19 protein-coding genes and 1 pseudogene are annotated in these 17,176 nt (G+C 66.0%); 10 read left to right on the top strand and 10 right to left on the bottom strand.

Annotation, left to right across the window (positions count from 1 at the left end; all coding sequences use genetic code 11):
• The first annotated feature begins 98 nt into the window (after nt 1–98).
• From D5041_RS06040 to D5041_RS06015, 6 genes are all read left to right on the top strand, one after another.
• Nucleotides 99–1,007: a hypothetical protein gene (locus D5041_RS06040; protein WP_265284088.1), complete on the top strand. Its 909-nt coding sequence runs from the start codon at nt 99–101 to the stop codon at nt 1,005–1,007.
• A 126-nt stretch (nt 1,008–1,133) separates the two neighbouring features.
• Nucleotides 1,134–1,751: a hypothetical protein gene (locus tag D5041_RS06035; RefSeq protein WP_265284087.1), complete on the top strand. Its 618-nt coding sequence runs from the start codon at nt 1,134–1,136 to the stop codon at nt 1,749–1,751.
• Nucleotides 1,752–1,880: 129 nt separating this feature from the next.
• Nucleotides 1,881–2,477, top strand: a complete 597-nt coding sequence (locus D5041_RS06030) for a hypothetical protein (protein ID WP_265282551.1) — start codon at nt 1,881–1,883, stop codon at nt 2,475–2,477.
• 126 nt (nt 2,478–2,603) lie between these two features.
• Entirely contained in the window at nt 2,604–3,245 is a 642-nt protein-coding gene (locus D5041_RS06025) for a hypothetical protein (protein WP_265284086.1), read from the top strand.
• Nucleotides 3,246–3,345: 100 nt separating this feature from the next.
• Entirely contained in the window at nt 3,346–4,332 is a 987-nt protein-coding gene (locus D5041_RS06020; protein WP_010107730.1) for a tripartite tricarboxylate transporter substrate-binding protein, read from the top strand.
• A 4-nt stretch (nt 4,333–4,336) separates the two neighbouring features.
• Nucleotides 4,337–5,380 (top strand): Bug family tripartite tricarboxylate transporter substrate binding protein, encoded by a 1,044-nt coding sequence (locus D5041_RS06015; RefSeq protein ID WP_010107728.1) that lies wholly within the window; start codon nt 4,337–4,339, stop codon nt 5,378–5,380.
• Between the two features lie 12 nt (nt 5,381–5,392).
• Here the strand turns inward: D5041_RS06015 and D5041_RS06010 are convergent, their stop codons facing one another.
• From D5041_RS06010 to tsaD, 9 genes are all read right to left on the bottom strand, one after another.
• Nucleotides 5,393–5,710: a DUF1840 domain-containing protein gene (locus tag D5041_RS06010; protein ID WP_265257991.1), complete on the bottom strand. Its 318-nt coding sequence runs from the start codon at nt 5,708–5,710 to the stop codon at nt 5,393–5,395.
• Nucleotides 5,671–7,008, bottom strand: coding sequence for a class I SAM-dependent methyltransferase (locus tag D5041_RS06005; protein ID WP_265284085.1), 1,338 nt, complete (start codon nt 7,006–7,008; stop codon nt 5,671–5,673). Before D5041_RS06005 ends, D5041_RS06010 begins: the two co-directional genes overlap by 40 nt.
• Before the next feature lie 32 nt (nt 7,009–7,040).
• Nucleotides 7,041–8,249 carry a winged helix-turn-helix domain-containing protein gene (locus D5041_RS06000; RefSeq protein WP_265257993.1) on the bottom strand — a complete coding sequence of 403 codons (1,209 nt, stop codon included), beginning with the start codon at nt 8,247–8,249 and terminating at the stop codon, nt 7,041–7,043.
• Nucleotides 8,250–8,256: 7 nt separating this feature from the next.
• Complete coding sequence (locus D5041_RS05995) at nt 8,257–8,889, bottom strand: glutathione S-transferase family protein (RefSeq protein ID WP_265284084.1); 633 nt, start codon at nt 8,887–8,889, stop codon at nt 8,257–8,259.
• A 294-nt stretch (nt 8,890–9,183) separates the two neighbouring features.
• Entirely contained in the window at nt 9,184–9,732 is a 549-nt protein-coding gene (locus D5041_RS05990; RefSeq protein ID WP_010107723.1) for a phosphonate degradation HD-domain oxygenase, read from the bottom strand.
• Between the two features lie 20 nt (nt 9,733–9,752).
• Nucleotides 9,753–10,556: a phosphonate ABC transporter, permease protein PhnE gene (gene phnE / locus D5041_RS05985; protein ID WP_010107721.1), complete on the bottom strand. Its 804-nt coding sequence runs from the start codon at nt 10,554–10,556 to the stop codon at nt 9,753–9,755.
• 61 nt (nt 10,557–10,617) lie between these two features.
• Nucleotides 10,618–11,562 carry a phosphonate ABC transporter substrate-binding protein gene (gene phnD / locus D5041_RS05980; protein WP_265282549.1) on the bottom strand — a complete coding sequence of 315 codons (945 nt, stop codon included), beginning with the start codon at nt 11,560–11,562 and terminating at the stop codon, nt 10,618–10,620.
• 43 nt (nt 11,563–11,605) lie between these two features.
• Nucleotides 11,606–12,460 (bottom strand): phosphonate ABC transporter ATP-binding protein, encoded by an 855-nt coding sequence (phnC, locus tag D5041_RS05975; protein ID WP_010103381.1) that lies wholly within the window; start codon nt 12,458–12,460, stop codon nt 11,606–11,608.
• A gap of 226 nt (nt 12,461–12,686) precedes the next feature.
• On the bottom strand, nt 12,687–13,715 hold the full coding sequence (tsaD, locus tag D5041_RS05970) for a tRNA (adenosine(37)-N6)-threonylcarbamoyltransferase complex transferase subunit TsaD (RefSeq protein ID WP_265257997.1): 1,029 nt from the start codon (nt 13,713–13,715) through the stop codon (nt 12,687–12,689).
• A gap of 127 nt (nt 13,716–13,842) precedes the next feature.
• Here tsaD and D5041_RS05965 point away from each other — a divergent pair.
• Both D5041_RS05965 and D5041_RS05960 read left to right on the top strand, forming a co-directional pair.
• A pseudogene (locus D5041_RS05965) lies at nt 13,843–14,106 on the top strand (type II toxin-antitoxin system RelB/DinJ family antitoxin); the annotation flags it as partial.
• Between the two features lie 90 nt (nt 14,107–14,196).
• Complete coding sequence (locus D5041_RS05960) at nt 14,197–14,523, top strand: addiction module antidote protein (RefSeq protein ID WP_265258713.1); 327 nt, start codon at nt 14,197–14,199, stop codon at nt 14,521–14,523.
• 58 nt (nt 14,524–14,581) lie between these two features.
• Here D5041_RS05960 and put2H read toward each other — a convergent pair whose 3' ends face one another.
• Nucleotides 14,582–15,721, bottom strand: coding sequence for a putrescine 2-hydroxylase Put2H (gene put2H / locus D5041_RS05955; protein WP_265257998.1), 1,140 nt, complete (start codon nt 15,719–15,721; stop codon nt 14,582–14,584).
• A gap of 267 nt (nt 15,722–15,988) precedes the next feature.
• Here put2H and xseB point away from each other — a divergent pair, with 267 nt between their 5' ends.
• Nucleotides 15,989–16,225 carry an exodeoxyribonuclease VII small subunit gene (gene xseB / locus D5041_RS05950; RefSeq protein WP_265257999.1) on the top strand — a complete coding sequence of 79 codons (237 nt, stop codon included), beginning with the start codon at nt 15,989–15,991 and terminating at the stop codon, nt 16,223–16,225.
• The gene (locus D5041_RS05945) at nt 16,222–17,172 is read left to right on the top strand and encodes a polyprenyl synthetase family protein (protein WP_265258000.1); all 951 of its coding nucleotides are present in this window, start codon (nt 16,222–16,224) and stop codon (nt 17,170–17,172) included. The genes xseB and D5041_RS05945 overlap by 4 nt, the downstream gene beginning before the upstream one ends.
• The last annotated feature ends 4 nt before the right edge of the window (nt 17,173–17,176 follow it).

The raw sequence follows: 17,176 nt of genomic DNA, 5'->3' as shown, positions 1-17,176 counted from the left end.
ACGCTGGGCAGTCGGCACAGCCTGTGGCAAATCGCCGGCGCCAAAGCGGGCTCCGGCAATCCATCCATCCACATCAACCCAGAGAAGGAGAAAGCACCATGTTTGAGGACGACTACACCTCCGAGGACTACGACGCCCCCGAGGACTACTACGCATCCGATGAGGACTACTACGCCGCCCTCAAGGACAGACACACCGCCCTCCAGGACGACTACCTTGCCCTCATGAGCAAATACCTCGCCCTCAAGAGTGACTACCTTGCCCTCAAGAACGGTGCTGACACCCCCGTGGCCGACGGCGGCAACGGGGACGGAGCCACGGACAGCAAAACCAGCCTGGAGAAAAAAGACGCTCCCGCAGACCTGCCCAAGGGGATGGAGACGCCCGTCGAACTGGGCAAGAAGGCGTTGGCGTCAGACACCCACACCGCGCATTTCAGTCCCTCCGTGGACTTGGAGCAGGGAAACACCACCTACTGGGTGGAGGACGAGACGGCGCCCCGGGTGAACCCTGCCAGCGGCCCCGTGTGCAAGGTGGTGATGGAAGACGAGCGATGCGGGCCGAACTCCCGGATCACCGATGGCGGCAAGTACGCGGCCGGCGGCGAGTTGGTCATCGTCGGGCAGGGGCTTGATGCACAGACGCCCGGGAACGGTGACACCCCCGTGGCCGACGGCGGCAACGGGGACGGAGCCAACAGCCTGGAGCACGCCCCCGCAGACCTGCCCAAGGGGATGGAGATGCCCGTCGAGCTGAGCAAGAAGGCGTTGGCGTCAGCCACCCGCACTGAGCATTCCAGCCCCTCCGTGGACTTGGCGCAGGGAATCACCAACTACTGGGTGGAGGACGAGACCGCCCCCCGGGTGAACCCGGCCAGCAGCCCCGTGTGCAAGGTGGTGATGGAAGACGGGCAATGCGGGCCGATCACCGATGGCGGCAAGTACGCGGCCGGCGGCGAGTTGGTCATCGTCGGGCAGGCGCTCGATGCAGAGGCGCCCGGGTTCTGACTCTGACGCTTCGACCTGTGCGCTTGAGCGACACCATGGGGTGTTGGTTCAGGCGCAGATAGATCGCCGACGCCCAAGCGGGATCCGGCCATCCATCCACGTCAATCCAGAGAAGGAGAACGCACCATGTTTGATCCCGGCGAAACCACCTCCAAGGACGGGCACACCGCTTCCGAGAACGACTCCGCCACCCTCGCTGGCGACTACACCGCGCTCCAGGAGAACTACACCGCTCTCACGGAGAACTACACCGCGCTCAAAGAAAACTACACCGCGCTCCAGGAGGGTTGCACCGCTCTCAAGGAGTTCCACACCACTCTCAGAGACGACTACATCGTCCTCATGAACGACTACCTCGCCCTCATGATCGACTACCTCGCCTTCAAGAACGGTGACACCCCCGTGGCCGACGGCGGCAACGGGGACGGAGCCAACAGCCTGGAGCACGCCCCCGCAGACCTGCCCAAGGGGATGGAGATGCCCGTCGAGCTGAGCAAGAAGGCGTTGGCGTCAGCCACCCGCACTGAGCATTCCTGCCCCTCCGTGGACTTGGCGCAGGGAATCACCGACTACTGGGTGGAGGACGAGACCGCCCCCCGGGTGAACCCGGCCAGCAGCCCCGTGTGCAAGGTGGTGATGGAAGACGGGCAATGCGGGCCGATCACCGATGGCGGCAAGTACGCGGCCGGCGGCGAGTTTGTCATCGTCGGGCAGGCGCTCGATGCACAGACGCCCGGGTTCTGACTCTGACGCTTCGACCTGTGCGCTTGAGCGACGGCACCATGGGGTGCTGGTTCAGGCGCAAATCGCCGACGCCCAAGCGGGATCCGGCGATCCATCCATTCACATCAACCCAGAGAAGGAGAACGCACCATGTTTGATCCCGGCGAAACCACCCCCAAGGACGAGCACACCGCTTCCGAGAACGACTCCGCCACCCTCGTTGGCGACTACACCGCTCTCCAGGAGGGCTACGCCGCTCTCGAGGAGTTCTACACCGCTCTCCAGGAGACCTGCCCCGATCTCAAGGATATCTGCACCGTTCTCAGGGAGATCCGCAGCACTCTCATGAACGACGACGTCGCCTCCAAGAACAGTGGCATCCCCGTGGCCGACGGCGGCAACGGGGACGGAGCCACGGACAGCAAAGCCAGCCTGGAGCACGCCCCCGCAGACCTGCCCAAGGGGATGGAAATGCCCGTCGAGCTGAGCAAAAAGGCGTTGGCGTCAGACACCGGCACCGAGCATTCCAGCCCCTCCGGGGACTTGGCACAGGGAATCACCGACCCCTGGGTGCAGGACGAAACCGCCCTCCGGGTGAACCCGGTCAGCAGCCCCGTGTGCAAGGGGGTAATGGAAGACGATCGATTCGAGCCAAACTCCCGGATCACCGATGGCGACCAGTACGCCGCCGGCGGCGAGTTGCTCATCGTCGGGCAGGCGCTCGATGCACAGACGCCCGGGTTCTGACTCTGACGCTTCGACCTGTGCGCTTGAGCGGCACCATGTGCTGCTGGTTCAGGCGCAAATCGCCGACGCCCAAGCGGGATCCGGCAATCCATCCACATCAACCAACCCAGAGAAGGAGAACGCACCATGTTTGATCCCAGCGAAGCCGCCCCCGAGGAGGAGCACACCGCTTCCGATGACGACTACTCCGCTTCCGAGAGCGACTCCGCCGCCCTCGATGACAGCTACACCGCCCTCAAGGAGAGCTACACCACCCTCCGGAACGACTACGCCGCGCTCAGGGAGAACTACACCGTCCTCAAGGACGACTACATCGCCCTCATGGGCGACTACGTCACCCTCAAGGACGGTGATGACGTCCCCGTGGCCGACGACGGCAGCGGGGACGAAGCCACAGCCAGCAAAGCCAGTGGGGAGCACGCCCCCGCAGACCTGCCCAAGGGGATGGAAATGCCCATCGAAATGACCCCGATCTGGCAACGGTGCTGGAGCCGTTGGCTGCCCAAGGGGAAGGAAATGCCCGCCGGGCTGACCAAGGAGGCGTTTGCGTCAGCCCTCCGCACCGCGCATTCCAGCCCCTCCGGGGACGTGAAGCAGGGAATCACCGACGCCTGGGTGCAGGACGAAACCGCCAACCCGGTCGGCAGCCCCGACGGCCAGGTGATGGGGGTGGAAGGCGATCGATTCGAGCCGGACTCCCGGATCACCGAGGGCGGCGAGTTGCTCATCGTCGGGCAGGCGCTCGATGCACAGACGCCCGGGTTCTGACTCTGACGATTCGGCCGGGGGGCTGCGGGGTATCCCCGCACTGCCCCGGAAAATTCCCTCGCTATCATGGCCCGCCATTTAACGAACGAGAGGAACATCCATGAAAACCACGCTGAAAATTGCACTGCTCGCTGTGGCCGCTGCCGCTGCCTTTGGCGCCGCGGCCCAGGGCTTTCCCGCCAAGGACAAGGTGATTACGCTCGTCGTGCCCTTTTCCGCGGGCGGCCCCACCGACCGCGTGGCGCGTGACCTGGCCGAGGCCATGCGCCGGCCCCTGGGCGCGAACATAGTCGTCGACACCACGGCCGGAGCCGGCAGTTCCATCGGTTCCGCGCGCGTGGCACGCGCCGCGCCCGACGGCTACACGCTGCTGATCAACCACATCGGCATGTCCACCATGCCCGCGCTCTACCGCAAGCTGTCGTTCAACGTGCTCAACGACTTCGAGTACCTGGGCCTGGTCAACGAAGTGCCCATGACGCTGATTGCGCGCCCCACCATGCCGGCGAACAACTTCAAGGAACTGAGCGCCTGGATCCAGCAGAACAAGGGCCGGATCAACCTGGGCAACGCCGGCCTGGGCTCCGCCTCGCACCTGTGCGGCCTGATGCTCCAGAGCGCCATGCAGGTCGACATGACCCCCGTGCCCTACAAGGGCGCGGCCCCCGCGATCACCGACCTGATCGGCGGCCAGATCGACCTGCTGTGCGATCAGAGCACGAACACCGTGGGCCAGATCGAGGCCAAAAAGGTCCACGCCTACGCCGTGACCACCAGCCGGCGTCTGACCACGCCGGCGCTCAAGGACCTGCCCACGCTCGCCGAGGCCGGCCTGAAGAACTTCGACGTGAGCATCTGGCATGCGCTGTACGCCCCCAAGGGCACGCCGGCCGACGTGCTGAAGAAGATCAACGACGCCCTGAAGGTGGCGCTGAAAGACCCCGATTTCATCAAGAAGCAGGAGGGCCTGGGCGCGGTGGTCATCACCGACAAACGTGTTGATGGCGCCGAGCACAAGAAGTTCGTGGCCGCAGAAATAGAGCGATGGGGAGCGGTCATCAAGGCCGCGGGCGCGTATGCCGACTGAGCCCATGGCACGACCGCTGCCCCGCGCAGCGCGCCGCAGCAGCAGCCTGGTGCGCGCTGCCGCTGCACTCGCGCTGGCCTGCACGGCTGCGCTGCCGGGCATTGCAGCCCGGGCCCAGGGCGTCGCCGCCTGGCCCGGCAAGCCGGTGCGCATCGTCGTGCCCTTTGCTCCCGGCGGCAGCACCGACATCCTGGCCCGGGCCATGGTGCCGGAACTCACGCGCGCGTTCGGCCAGCCGTTCATCGTGGACAACCGCGCGGGGGCGGGCGGCAGCGTGGGGAGCGAGATCGTCGCCAAGGCGCCCGGCGACGGCTACACGCTGCTCATGGGAACGGTGGGAACGCATGGCATCAACCGCGCCCTGTACGCCAAGCTGCCCTACGACCCCGTGAAGGACTTCGCGCCCATCACGCTCGTGGCCGCCGTGTCGAACGTGATGGTGATGAGCGCCGACAGGGCCAAGAGCCTGGGCGTGCACAGCGTACAGGACTTCATCCGCGTGGCCCGGGCCAGGCCGGGCAAGATGAACATGGCGTCGAGCGGCAACGGCACGTCGAGCCACCTCGCCGGTGAACTGTTCAAGAGCATGACCGGAACGTTCATGCTGCACCTGCCCTACCGGGGATCGAGCCCCGCGCTTGCGGATCTGCTGGCGGGCAACGTCGACGTGATGTTCGACAACCTGCCCTCGTCGATGGCGCAGATCAGGGCCGGCCGGCTCAGCGCGCTGGCCGTGACGAGCGCCGAACGCGCGAGCGCCCTGCCCGACGTGCCCACGGTGGAGCAGGTCGGCGGCCCCGCGCTCAAGGGCTACGAAGCCAGTGCATGGTTCGGCCTGCTCGCGCCCGCAGGAACGCCGCCCGAGATCGTTGACCGGATACGGCAGGAGGTCGCCAGGTCGCTGGCCACGCCCGCGATGAAGGAGCGGTTGACGGCGCTGGGCGCGATCCCCGGCGGCAACACGCCCGCCGAATTTGCCCGGCATATCGACGCCGAGCACCGCAAGTGGGCGCAGGTGGTGCAGGCGTCCGGGGCGCGGGTCGATTGAGCCGCCCTGCCCTCATACCGCCCAAACCACGTCCGCATCCTGCGCGGCACTGCGCCTGAGCAGTTCGATGAACGGCGCGGCGCGCTGGCGCAGGCCGACGGTGTGCGCGCGTTCCTCCGTCTCTGCTGCATCCGGCAAATCCGGCTCGGGCGGCCGCTCCTCGTCCGCAGCCACGGCGGCCTGCAATGCGGCAATCGCCGCCGGGATCTGCGCTGCGGTCACGATTCCGTCGGCACCCGGGGTCTTGCCGATGATCGCCAGGATGCGCCGTCCCTGGGGTTCGAGCATGATCAGCTCGGCAGCGGCGCGGGACTTGAATCGGTAGAGCATGCTTGGGGGTTTTTCCGGGGAGCGTTTGCGCCGCCCGTGTAGATGTAGTCGCGCGTGAACGGGTAGTCCGATTGTGCGCCGGGAAGCGCGCCCGTGGACCGCTGGCCGTCGGGTTTCGCGGCCAGCATCTGGTGCAGCGCGATCCAGCCGCGCTCGAACCCCAGGGCGCAGCCCGCCAGGTACAGACGGTACGCGCGCAGCACCTTGTCGCCGCACGCCGCGCCCGCCTGCGCGTCGAGCGCGGCGCGCGCCGCGGGCAGGCGGGCCTCGAGCGCGTCGGACCAGGCCCACAGCGTGCGCGCATAGTGCGGGCGCAGGTTTTCGGTATCGACCATTTCCAATCCCGCGCGCGCCATGTCGTGCAGCACGGCGCTGGCGTGCAGCAGCTCGCCGCCCGGGAAGATGTAGCGCTCGATGAAATGGCCCAGGCCCGCGCCCAGCCGCGCGTGGTCCACCGCGCCCGCCGTGATGCCATGGTTCAGCAGCAGCCCGCCGGGGCGCAGCAGGCGCGCCACGGTATCGAAGTAGCGCCCCATGCGGGCGCGCCCCACGTGCTCGAACATGCCGACGGATGCGATCTTGTCGAAAAGCGGGTCGGCCCGCAGTTCGCGGTAGTCGCACAGTTGCACGCGGACCCGGCCCTGTAGCCCGCGCTCTTCAATGAGCCGCTGCACGTGCGCGTGCTGGTTGCGCGACAGCGTGATTCCCGTGGCGTGCACGCCGTAGTGCTCGGCCGCCCAGAGCAGCAACCCGCCCCAGCCCGCGCCGATGTCCAGAAAACGCTCCCCGGGTTGCAGCCGCAGCTTGCGGCAGATGAGGTCGAGCTTCGCCTCCTGCGCCTGCGCCAGGGCCATTCCCGATTCCCGGAAATAGGCGCAGGAGTAGACGCGCCGCGGATCCAGCCACAGGGCGTAGAAATCGTCCGACAGGTCGTAATGGAAGCGCACTTGGCGCGCGTCGCGCTTGCGCGTGTGCACGGCCAGCGAGCACGCCTGCGTCAGCGCGCGCCGCCACCAGCCGTGGCGCCGGCCGTGGGTGAAGTTGCGCCCGAGCAGTTCCGCCGTAGCCGCCATCAGGTCGCGCATGCCGCCTTCCAGCGCCACACGGCCCTCCACGATGGCGGCTCCCACCTTGCCGATCTCGCCCGCAACCAGCGCCGCCAGCGCCATGCGGTCCTTGAAACGCAGGGTCACGGCGGGGTCGGGCGCGCCCAGCTGCCGGCCGGCCGGCAGTTCCACCGCCATGGGCACCGGCAGCGCCGCCAGCCGCGCCTCCAGGGTATGTAACAAGTGTTTCATGCCGGCTATTCTTGGATTTGTGCGGCACGGCGTCAAGCCCTGGCCTTGTCCAACGAGGTATGCGTCTGAAGCGGTGCTTGAACAGTTTGACGACGGCGCATGCGATCGATTGCGCGCACGTCGAGGATCGGACATTTGTTGAAATCGGCAAACCGTTGCATCTCCCCGCCCAATGCCTGGAAAAACGCGTCTTCATCCAACTTTCCGTTTTCCAGATGCAGGCTCAAAACCTCGAGCCGTTGTTCGCCACGGTGTGCCTTGCAGTCGATGCGACCGACCAATCTGTCGCCGTACAAGATGGGCAGACAAAAGTAGCCGAACAGGCGCTTGGGCGCCGCGACATAGCATTCAATCCGGTAGTCGAATTCGAATAACGAAGCCAAACGATCACGGTGAATGACGAGGTTGTCGAAAGGAGAAAGAATCTTCACTCCCGGGTCAACCGTCGGCGCCTGTTCGAACGCTGCAACATCGACGTAGGCGGCCATCCCCTCCGTGCTGTCCAAGGCCTTCACGGCACCGGCGTCGATGCGCTCATCAAGAACCTTGCGCATGGCATCGCGCAAGGGCTTGCCCACCTTCAGGTGCAATAATTGCTTCCAGGTGAAGACGCCATGCGCTCTGAGCGTGGTGTCCAACAAATAGGCCGCATACTCGATGAGCGTTGGCATGCTCAGATCGATATTGCCGGGCAAACAGCGTTCTGCAAGGTCATAGACTTTCTCCATGCCATTGCGCTCGCACACCATCAAATCACCTTGCATGAACAGGGTCTCGACGGCGCGCCGCCCGGGCCCCCAGTTCCACCAGTTGCCCTGGCCCTTGTCGCCCTTATCGACATCGCGCTGCCGCATGGGCCCCTGCGCCTTCACACGCGCCAGGATCTCGTTCATCAGGCGCTTGTCACCATGGCTGTAATAGCGGTTTTCGCCGCTACGCACCAAGGCCATTTGCGGCAGCGCATAGCGGTAGTCGCGCATTGGAAGATAGGCGGCGGCGTGGTACCAGTACTCGAAAATATGCTGGTCGCTGATCAGGCTGTTCAGGTGGCCCCGGTCATAACCGGGGACTCGATTCCACAATACGTGGTGATGCGCGCGCTCGACCACCGATATCGTATCAATCTGCACATAGCCAAGATGCTCGATCGCGTGGCGTGCCCCGGACAATCCCTCGCCAAACTGCTGCGGCGTCCCCAAACCCTGCTTGAACAAGGCCAGACGCCTCCATTGCGACAGCATGGGAATATCAAGTCAGGTACGGTTGGATGACATCGGAAGCAAATGCCTTCTGAGCCGATGGCTGTAACAAATTCATTTTCAGGTAGCACTTGACCCGTGGAAAATCATTCAGCTCAATCTTTGCATGTACCAAAGCGGTCAGGACTTCACTGACGATCAGGTCCGCAATGGTGAAGCGCTTGGCCACCAGGAACCCACTCTCTTGGATCGCTTCCTCAATCATCGACAGACAACGCGACACCTCGGCCTGCTCACGCGCGGCAATATTGGCATCGCGCTTGGGTGCAGAAAACCAGGTCACGTGAAGCGACGCCGTTTCATTGTGCTTCTCAAGCTCGGTCATTGCCCAAACAGACCATTGAAGCAAAAGCCCTTCGTCCCGGATGGACTCGACGTACAAACTGGTCGGCGCGTATTTTTTCGCGATATAGAGGCAAATGGGCACCGATTCAAACAGGATCAAACCCTCGTCGTTGATTGCAGGCACCAGTCCGTTCGGGTTGATCGCGCGAAAGCGCTGGGACCCCGTCCCCTCCGGGCCAAGAGAGAGCGTTTCCTCTTCGTATTTCGCACCCGCCGCTTCCAGCGCCCAGCGCACACGATTGGCACGTGAGTAGGGGTTTCCGTACAGTTTGATCATATTTTCCTCTTGGTTGAAAGATTTGTCCGACGTATCGCTTCGATATTTTCGTGGAAATGGCTGATCGATTGCTCATAATCATGAGCCAAAGCACCGACTCGCGACGAATTTCGCACCGCTCACCACTCCCAAGTTGGGGTACGGCATATGCTCGACTGAGCCGAACCACTCCTCGGCGGGCGCGATGATAAATGAAACTGCGCCTTTCGCCATGACGCGAAAGGCGCAGTTTCACCAGGCTGGGAAACGAAAAGCAGCGTCGTGGCGCGCGCGATCCTTGCCTGCCGGACGCCGTCAGGCCGCCTGCGGCAGTTGCACGCGCTCGAGCAGCGCCAGGTAATGCGCCAGCGGGGGCGTGACCAGGCCGGGCTGCTTGGCATGGTCGTCGTAGCGTCGCAGCCGCAGGGCCTCTGCGGAGAAGGGCAGAGCGGCAAAGTGCGCGGCCTCGGACGGCGTGAAGAAACCGCCTTGCAGCGTCAGGCTGTGCTGCGACGCCAGCGAGAGCGTCTCCCAGTAGCCCGGCTCGGTCGCGCACAGGTGGCGCTTGGCGTCCACGTGCAGGCGGATGGGCTCGAGCACCGCGTCGGGCAGCAGGGCGCGCAGGAACGGGATGACCATGTACTGGTGCAAGTCGTCCTGCCCTGCGCCATCGCCGCCGGGCGCCAGCAGATGCCCGAGGTCGTGCAGCAGCGCCGCCACCACCGTCTGCGGCGTCTCGCCCGCCTGCTCGGCAAGCTGCGCGCATTGCAGCGCGTGCGCCAGCTGGCTCACCGCCTCGCGGCCGTACTGCTCGCCCCCCTGGGTCGCCAGCAGGCGCCCGATATCGTCCACACTCAATGCCATGACGGGTTCCACTCGCTGGATTAAATCAGGGCCCTGCGCACGCGCGCCGACACCAGGTCGATGGCGCTCACAGTGGCCACGATGATGAGCATCACCGCGCAGGTTTCGGCGTACTGAAAGCCGCGGATGATCTCCCACAGCACCACGCCAATGCCGCCCGCGCCGACCATGCCGACGACCGTCGCGGAGCGCACGTTCGCCTCGAAGCGGTAGAGCGTGTACGAGATCCACAGCGGCATCACCTGCGGAATCACGCCGTAGATGATTTCGTGCAGCGCGCCCGCGCCGGTGGAGCGGATGCCTTCGACCGGCTGCGGGTCGATCGCCTCCACCGCCTCCGAGAACAGCTTGGCCAGCGTTCCCGCCGTGTGGATCCACAGCGCGAGCACCCCGGCAAAGGGCCCCAGGCCCACGGCCACGACGAACAGCATGGCGAACACCATTTCGTTGATCGCCCGAAACGCGTCCAGCACCCGGCGCATCGGCTGGTAGACCCACCAGGGGACGATGTTCGAGGAGGCCAGCAGCGCCAGGGGAACGGCGCTGAGCACGGCGAGCGCCGTTCCCCACAGCGCGATTTGCAGCGTGACCAGCATTTCCCGCAGGTACAGCCGCCAATGCGCGAAGTTGGGCGGAAAAAACTCGGCCGCGTAGCGCGCCATATTGCCCGGTTCGCCGAGCAGGTCGAGCGGGCGCATGTCGGCGCCCCGCCAGGACGCCGCCAGCAGCGCCAGCAGGACGCCCCAGCACAGGTACCAGCGCAGGCTGCGTTGCGGCGCCGCCGCGCTGCGGGTCGCAGGCGATGGGTTCAGGGCAGAAGACATGGGGCAGACCCGTGCGTGAATGCGCGTGCGAACGGAGGGCGAAGGGCGGCGGCGCCCGGGCTTACTTGAGCACCGCCAGTTTCTGGTCGATCTCGGCCAGCCGGGTCCGGCGCTCGGCCTCGGACAGCGTGGTGTCAGCCTCGATCTTGTTGCGCTTGCCGAACAGGTCGAGTTGGCGGATCGGCGTGAGCTGCTCATTGCTCGACGGCTTGAAGCCCGAGAGCTTGGAGATCTTCATGACGATCTCCTTCTCGCGCGCGTCGGTCTTGGCGTAGTTGTAGAAAAACTCCTTGATCTTCGCCTTCGTGGCTTCGGCAAGCCCCTTGTGCATGAGCAGCGGATCGAGCGCGATCAGCGGCGAGGTCCACACGATCTTGATGTCCTTGAACTTCTCGGGATAGCGCTCCCGGAGCTTCTCCAGGTTCTCGCTGTTGTTCGTGGCCACGTCGACCTGCCGGTTGGCCACGGCCAGCGCGTTGGTTTCGTGGTTCGCACTGCGCACGATCTTGAAATGCGTCTTGGCATCGACCTTGTTCTGCGCAAAAGCGTAGTAGCCCGGCACCAGAAAGCCCGAGGTGGAGTTCGGGTCGCCGTTGCCAAAGCTCAGCGACTTGCCGTTTTTCAGCACCTCGTCGAGCGTGTTGTACGGGCTGTCCCGGTGCACGATCAGGTGCGAGTAATAGCCCTGCGCGCCGCTGGCGTTGACCATCTGCGCGAACACCTCGCCGTTGGCGCGGTCCACTGCCTCCATCGCCGCCTTGTTGCCCATCCAGGCCAGTTGCACCTTGTTGAAGCGCATGCCTTCGATGATTCCGGCGTAGTCGGGCGCGAAGAAGGCGTGGATCTTCAGGCCGGTCTGCCGCTCCATGTCGTCGAGCAGCGGCTGCCAGTCGGCCCGGATGTTCTGCGAGGTCTCGGTCGAGATAAAGCCAAAGTTGACGTCCTGGGCCTGGGCCCCGGACAGACCCAGGCCCAAAGCCAAGGCGGCACACAGTTTCTTGAACATGCGAAGTCCTCAAAAAAAAAGAAAGAAAAACCGCTGCCCGCGCTCAGACCGCTGCGGGGGCCATGGTCCATTGCGGCGTGGGGGACGGGACGCAGGGCGCTGCGGCGGGCGGCGCCGCGTCCGCCAGGATCTCGTCGGCTTGCACGCCGTACAGGCGGCGCAGCAGCGCGGGCGTGAGCGCAGAGGAAGCCCCGTCGTACACCACCTGCCCATGGTGCAGCGCCACCACGCGCGGGCAGTACTTGATCGCCACGTCCACTTGGTGCAGCGAGACGATGACGGTACAGCGGTCCTCGCGGTTGATGCGCGCCAGAATGTCCATGACCTTGCGCGAGGACTCGGGGTCCAGCGACGCGATCGGCTCGTCGGCCAGCACCACCTTGGCGCCCTGCACCAGCGTGCGCGCAATCGCCGCACGCTGCTGCTGCCCGCCCGACAGCGTGGACGCGCGCTGCGCGTGGCAGTCGGCAATGCCCACGCGGGCCAGCGCCTCGAGCGCCAGCGCGCACTCCTGCGGCTGGAACAGGCGCAGCCAGCTGCGCCACCGGGGAATGCGGTGCAGCAGGCCGACGAGCACGTTCATCAGCACCGGCAGGCGATCGACCAGGTTGAACTGCTGGAACACAAAGCCCACCTGCGCGCGCAGTCTGCGGATGTCGTGGTGGATGCGCCCGCCCTGCTGCACGCAGCAGCCGTCGATCTCGATCAGCGAGGGACTCTGCGCGTCGGCCGCGACCAAACCCGCCACATGGCGCAGCAGCGTGGATTTCCCCGACCCCGAGGCTCCTATCAGCGCCACCATCTCGCCGTGCTGCACGGTCAGGCTGACATCGCGCAAGGCCTGCCGGCCATTGGGAAAATGCTTGTTCAGTCGATGGATATGAAGTGCCGCTGGCATGGCTCGCTCCTGTGCGTTGGGTTGTCTAGACAACTGGACTGTGCTTGCCGCACGTGACAATGCTTTGACAGTTCGGAGAAATTTATGGAGCCGTCCGCCCGGCGCAGGCACGCGCGCGGGGCCGCGCATCCGCAGGAACCGTTGGCCCCGGGCCACAGTGTCGGATCGGGTGGCATGGCAGCGCCCCCGGCGCGTGCGCATCGGGGGCGCAGGGCTCCCGGGAAGATCAGCGCAGCGGCCAGCGGGGCCGGACGTCGAACGCGTAGTCCCTGCTGGCCTCCTGCTGCCCGGCCTGCAGGCGCATGGCGGCGGCCAGCGCAATCATGGCGCCGTTGTCGGTACACAGGTGCAGTTCGGGGTAGTGCACGCGCAGCCCGCGCTCGGCGCAGGCGGCGTCGAGCTGGCTGCGCAGGCGCCGGTTGGCCCCCACGCCACCGGCGACCACGACGCGCCCGATCCCGGTCTGCCCGAGCGCGGCCAGGGTCTTGCTGACCAGCACATCCGCGATCGCCGCCTCGGTGCTCGCCGCCAGGTCCGCCTTGTGGGCCTCCAGGCTGTCCCCCAGCTTCCTGGCCTGCGTGAGCACGGCGGTTTTCAGGCCGGCAAAGGAAAAGTCCAGATCGCCGCTGTGCAACATGGGCCGTGGCAGCTTGAACGCCGTGGCACTGCCGTGTTCGGCGAGCCGCGACAGCGCGGGGCCGCCGGGGTAGCTCAGGCCCATGAGCTTGGCGCATTTGTCAAAGGCCTCGCCCGCTGCGTCGTCGATGGTTTCGCCCAGCAAGCCGTAGCGGCCCACGCCGTCCACGCGCATCAGCTGCGTGTGGCCGCCCGATACCAGCAGGGCCACAAAGGGAAACTCCGGCGGTGCCGCGCTCAGAAAGGGCGACAGCAGATGCCCCTCCAGGTGGTGCACGCCCAGCACCGGCCTGTCCAGGGCCGCCCCCAGGGCACAGGCCACGCCGGCACCCACCAGCAGCGCCCCGGCCAGACCGGGGCCGCGCGTATAGGCCAGCACGTCCACGTTCGACAAGGACTCGCCGGATTCGCGCAGCACCTGCGTCATCAGGGGCAGCACATGGCGGATATGGTCGCGGCTGGCCAGTTCGGGCACCACGCCGCCATAGTCCCGGTGCATGGCGACCTGGCTATGCAGCGCGTGCGCCAGCAGCGCGGGAACGGCGCCGCCCGCCGAGCGGACCAGCGCCACGCCCGTTTCGTCGCAAGAAGATTCAATGCCCAGGATCAAGAGGTCCATGCCCGCAGTGTAGGGTGTGGGCGGTCAGACGGATGCCGGCCCATGCAAGGCTGCAACACGGAGCTTTCGGCCAAGGTTCGGGTCCAAATACACTGCGCCTTGAATCGGAATACCACAGGAGTCACTCATGGCTGCTACTACCGTGCTTCACGTCCGCGTGGACGAGAACGTCAAGGCGCAGGCTACGCAAACGCTGGCCTCGATGGGTCTGACCGTCTCCGACGCGGTCCGCGGCTTCCTGACTCGCGTCGTGGCCGACAAGGAACTGCCGTTTGCGATCAAGACACCGAATGCCAGCACCCGCGCTGCCATGGCCGAGGCCCGCGAGATCATCGAGAGCCACCGCGCGCGCTTTGCCACCGCTGACGCGCTGATCGATGACCTCGAGGAAAAACCAGCCGCAAGCCAAGCGTATGCGGCCAAACCTGCCGCGCACCTTTGCCTTGATGGGGTATTGGAGAGATTGGCAACGGAGGTCAGCATGAAAGATCGAAGCCACGACGAAGCCATGGCCGAGTTGTTCAAGGAAGACCCGGCATTTGCGGCCGAGTACCTGAATCAGCTTTTGCAAGATGGCGAGCCCGCGGATCTGCTGGTTGCGCTGCGCCAGATGGCGCAGGCGCACGGTGGTGTGCGTGCTCTTGCCCGGGAAGCCGAGCTGAACGCGAACCAGCTCTATCGCATGCTGTCGTCCCAAGGCAATCCCGAACTGCGCAGCCTTTCGGCCGTGCTCCAGGCGCTGGGCCTGCGGCTGGCCGTTCAAGTCGCGCCGACGCCGCAGCAACAACCGCGCGCTGCAGCGGCCTGATTCCAAGCCCGGACAGAGAAACGCCCAGCGCGCAGGTGGGGCGCTCCATGGACCTTCGTCAACCGTGCCGAGGTGCCGCGCCCATGGCCCTGCAGTACCACTCGTGAAAATGCTGCATGCCGTCTTCCATGGGGCTCTGATAGGGCCCCACTTCGTTGTCGCCGCGCGCGCGCAAGGCCCTGCGGCCGGCGTCCATGCGCTCGCCGATCTCGTCGTCCTCGGCGCAGGTTTCCAGGTAGGCGGCTCTTTGCGCCTCGACGAATTCGCGCTCGAAGGCGGCGATTTCCTCGGGGTAGTAGAACTCCACCACGTTCAGCGTCCTGCCCGGGCTGACGGGGTGCAGCGTGGAGACCGTGAGCACGTGCGGATACCACTCGAGCATGATGTGCGGGTACAGCGTGAGCCAGATGGCTCCGTGCTTGGGCGGCCTGCCTTCGCGGTAGGTCAGCAGGGCTTTCTGCCAGCGCTCGTAAGCGGGGCTGCCGGCCTTGCCCAGGCGGTTCGCGACACCCACCGTCTGCACCGAGTGGTTCCTGCCAAACTCCCAGCGCAGGTCGTCGCAGGTCACGAAGCTGCCCAGGCCCGGGTGGAAGGGGCCGACGTGGTAGTCCTCCAGATAGACCTCGATAAAGGTTTTCCAGTTGTAGTGGCAGTCGTGCAGTTCCACGTGGTCCAGAACGTGGCCGTCGAAGTTCAGGTCGGCACGCGGACCCAGTTGCGCCAAATCGGCTTCCACGCTGTAACCATTGTCTTCAAACAGCAAACCATTCCATTCGTGCAACGGATAGTTGCCAAGGTTCAGGCAGGGGGAGTGCGCAAAGTGCGGCGCGCCCAGCAGTTCGCCCTCGGGGCTGTAAGTCCAGCGGTGCAGGGGGCACACGATGTTGCCGTCCGCGCTGCCCTTTTGCCGGGTGTGCAACGACCCCCTGCCCTGGAGCATGACGGCCTGGCGGTGGCGGCAGACGTTCGAGATGAGCTCGACGCCGCCCCGGGCGTTGCGCACCAGGGCGCGGCCCCCGCCCTCCTGGGGCAGGGCGTGGTAGTCGCCCGGGTTGGGCACGGACAGCTGGTGCCCCACATAGCGCGGCCCGCGCTGAAAAAGGGTGTCGCGCTCGCGCTGGAAGAGCGCGTCGTCAAAGTAGCTCGAAACGGGTAGTTGGCTTGCAGCCTGCTGCAGTTGAAGACTTAAATCAGACATGGGTGACCTGACCTAAAGACTCCCCACAGGGAGGTGCGCCGGGGCGCATCTGGAGAAAAAAAGAAACCGGCCTGTGGTCACCTGGCTTGTGTCTCCAGGTGGCCCGGGTGGCCGGCTCGACGGGAGGGGGGATTATAGATTTATGGATCGTGGGGGTATTCCAACGCCCCTCCTGCATGTATCAAAACCCGGGCGGCAACGCGCATTTTTTGCATACCGCGACACTAGAATCACGGCTTTGCCACCTGCGCGCTCTGCCGCCCCTGCATGCCCAAGGCTCTCCCCGCTTCCCCCGCCGAACCCGCCAGCTATGAGGCCGCATTGCAAGAGCTGGAGCAACTCGTGGCACGCATCGAGTCGGGTCAGCTGCCGCTGGACCAGATGCTCACCGGCTACCAGCGCGGCGCCAGCTTGCTGGCCTTTTGCCGCGAGCGCCTGGACGCCGTGCAAGACCAGATCAAGGTGCTCGACGATGGCCAGCTGCAACCCTGGACGCAGGAATGAGCGCGCTGCCCACGCCTTCCTCCCCGGACCGGTCATTCGACCTGCCCCTCTGGAGCCACAAGCGCCTGGCCCACGTGGAGCAGGCCCTGTCGCACTGGGTCGGGCATGGTGCCCCCGCGGGGCTGGGCGACGCCATGCGCTACGCCGTGCTCGATGGCGGCAAGCGCCTGCGGCCCCTGCTGGTGCTGGCAGCGCACGAGGCGGTGTGCGGCGGCAAGGCCCGCGCCACGTTCGACGCTGCGGCGCTGCGGGCGGCCTGCGCGGTGGAACTGATCCACGCCTATTCGCTGGTGCACGACGACATGCCCTGCATGGACGACGACGTGCTGCGCCGCGGCAAGCCCACGGTGCACGTGCGCTTTGGCCAGGCGCAGGCCCTGCTCGCGGGAGACGCCTTGCAGGCGCTGGCGTTCGAGCTGCTCACGCCCGATGACGGCGCCATTCCCGCCGCGACCCAGGCCGCCCTGTGCCGCCTGCTGGCGCGCGCCGCGGGGTCGGGCGGCATGGCGGGCGGGCAGGCGATCGACCTGATCAGCGTGGGCGCGGCGCTCACCGAGGACCGCTTGCGCCAGATGCACCGCCTCAAGACCGGCGCGCTGCTGCAGGGCAGCGTGCTCATGGGCGCCATCTGCGGCCATGCAGACCCCATCGCAGATCCCACCGTCTACGCAGCGCTGTCCGACTATGGCGCGGCCATGGGGCTGGCGTTCCAGGTGGTGGACGACATCCTCGACGTGGTCGCCGATTCGGCCACCCTCGGCAAAACCGCAGGCAAGGACGCGGCCGCGGCCAAGCCCACCTACGTCTCGCTGCTCGGTCTGGACCGCGCGCAGGCGCAGGCGCAGGAACTGCTCGAGCAGGCGCATGCCGCACTGGCGCGCAGCGGCCTGCCCGATGCCCGCGCCCTGGCCGCATTGGCGGACATGCTGGTGCGCCGCTCCTGTTGAGACA

The organism is Verminephrobacter aporrectodeae subsp. tuberculatae, assembly GCF_026127385.1.
Taxonomy (GTDB): Bacteria; Pseudomonadota; Gammaproteobacteria; order Burkholderiales; family Burkholderiaceae_C; genus Acidovorax; species Acidovorax aporrectodeae.
This window is presented reverse-complemented; position numbering and strand designations above follow the sequence as displayed.

Excerpts from the sequence above, each read along its gene's own strand:
- D5041_RS06040 (WP_265284088.1), top strand. The coding sequence starts at position 99 with ATGTTTGAGGACGACTACACCTCCGAGGACTACGACGCCCCCGAGGAC.
- D5041_RS06035 (WP_265284087.1), top strand. The coding sequence starts at position 1,134 with ATGTTTGATCCCGGCGAAACCACCTCCAAGGACGGGCACACCGCTTCC.
- D5041_RS06030 (WP_265282551.1), top strand. The coding sequence starts at position 1,881 with ATGTTTGATCCCGGCGAAACCACCCCCAAGGACGAGCACACCGCTTCC.
- D5041_RS06025 (WP_265284086.1), top strand. The coding sequence starts at position 2,604 with ATGTTTGATCCCAGCGAAGCCGCCCCCGAGGAGGAGCACACCGCTTCC.
- D5041_RS06020 (WP_010107730.1), top strand. The coding sequence starts at position 3,346 with ATGAAAACCACGCTGAAAATTGCACTGCTCGCTGTGGCCGCTGCCGCT.
- D5041_RS06015 (WP_010107728.1), top strand. The coding sequence starts at position 4,337 with ATGGCACGACCGCTGCCCCGCGCAGCGCGCCGCAGCAGCAGCCTGGTG.
- D5041_RS06010 (WP_265257991.1), bottom strand. The coding sequence starts at position 5,710 with ATGCTCTACCGATTCAAGTCCCGCGCCGCTGCCGAGCTGATCATGCTC.
- D5041_RS06005 (WP_265284085.1), bottom strand. The coding sequence starts at position 7,008 with ATGAAACACTTGTTACATACCCTGGAGGCGCGGCTGGCGGCGCTGCCG.
- D5041_RS06000 (WP_265257993.1), bottom strand. The coding sequence starts at position 8,249 with ATGCTGTCGCAATGGAGGCGTCTGGCCTTGTTCAAGCAGGGTTTGGGG.
- D5041_RS05995 (WP_265284084.1), bottom strand. The coding sequence starts at position 8,889 with ATGATCAAACTGTACGGAAACCCCTACTCACGTGCCAATCGTGTGCGC.
- D5041_RS05990 (WP_010107723.1), bottom strand. The coding sequence starts at position 9,732 with ATGGCATTGAGTGTGGACGATATCGGGCGCCTGCTGGCGACCCAGGGG.
- phnE (WP_010107721.1), bottom strand. The coding sequence starts at position 10,556 with ATGTCTTCTGCCCTGAACCCATCGCCTGCGACCCGCAGCGCGGCGGCG.
- phnD (WP_265282549.1), bottom strand. The coding sequence starts at position 11,562 with ATGTTCAAGAAACTGTGTGCCGCCTTGGCTTTGGGCCTGGGTCTGTCC.
- phnC (WP_010103381.1), bottom strand. The coding sequence starts at position 12,460 with ATGCCAGCGGCACTTCATATCCATCGACTGAACAAGCATTTTCCCAAT.
- tsaD (WP_265257997.1), bottom strand. The coding sequence starts at position 13,715 with ATGGACCTCTTGATCCTGGGCATTGAATCTTCTTGCGACGAAACGGGC.
- D5041_RS05960 (WP_265258713.1), top strand. The coding sequence starts at position 14,197 with ATGAAAGATCGAAGCCACGACGAAGCCATGGCCGAGTTGTTCAAGGAA.
- put2H (WP_265257998.1), bottom strand. The coding sequence starts at position 15,721 with ATGTCTGATTTAAGTCTTCAACTGCAGCAGGCTGCAAGCCAACTACCC.
- xseB (WP_265257999.1), top strand. The coding sequence starts at position 15,989 with ATGCCCAAGGCTCTCCCCGCTTCCCCCGCCGAACCCGCCAGCTATGAG.
- D5041_RS05945 (WP_265258000.1), top strand. The coding sequence starts at position 16,222 with ATGAGCGCGCTGCCCACGCCTTCCTCCCCGGACCGGTCATTCGACCTG.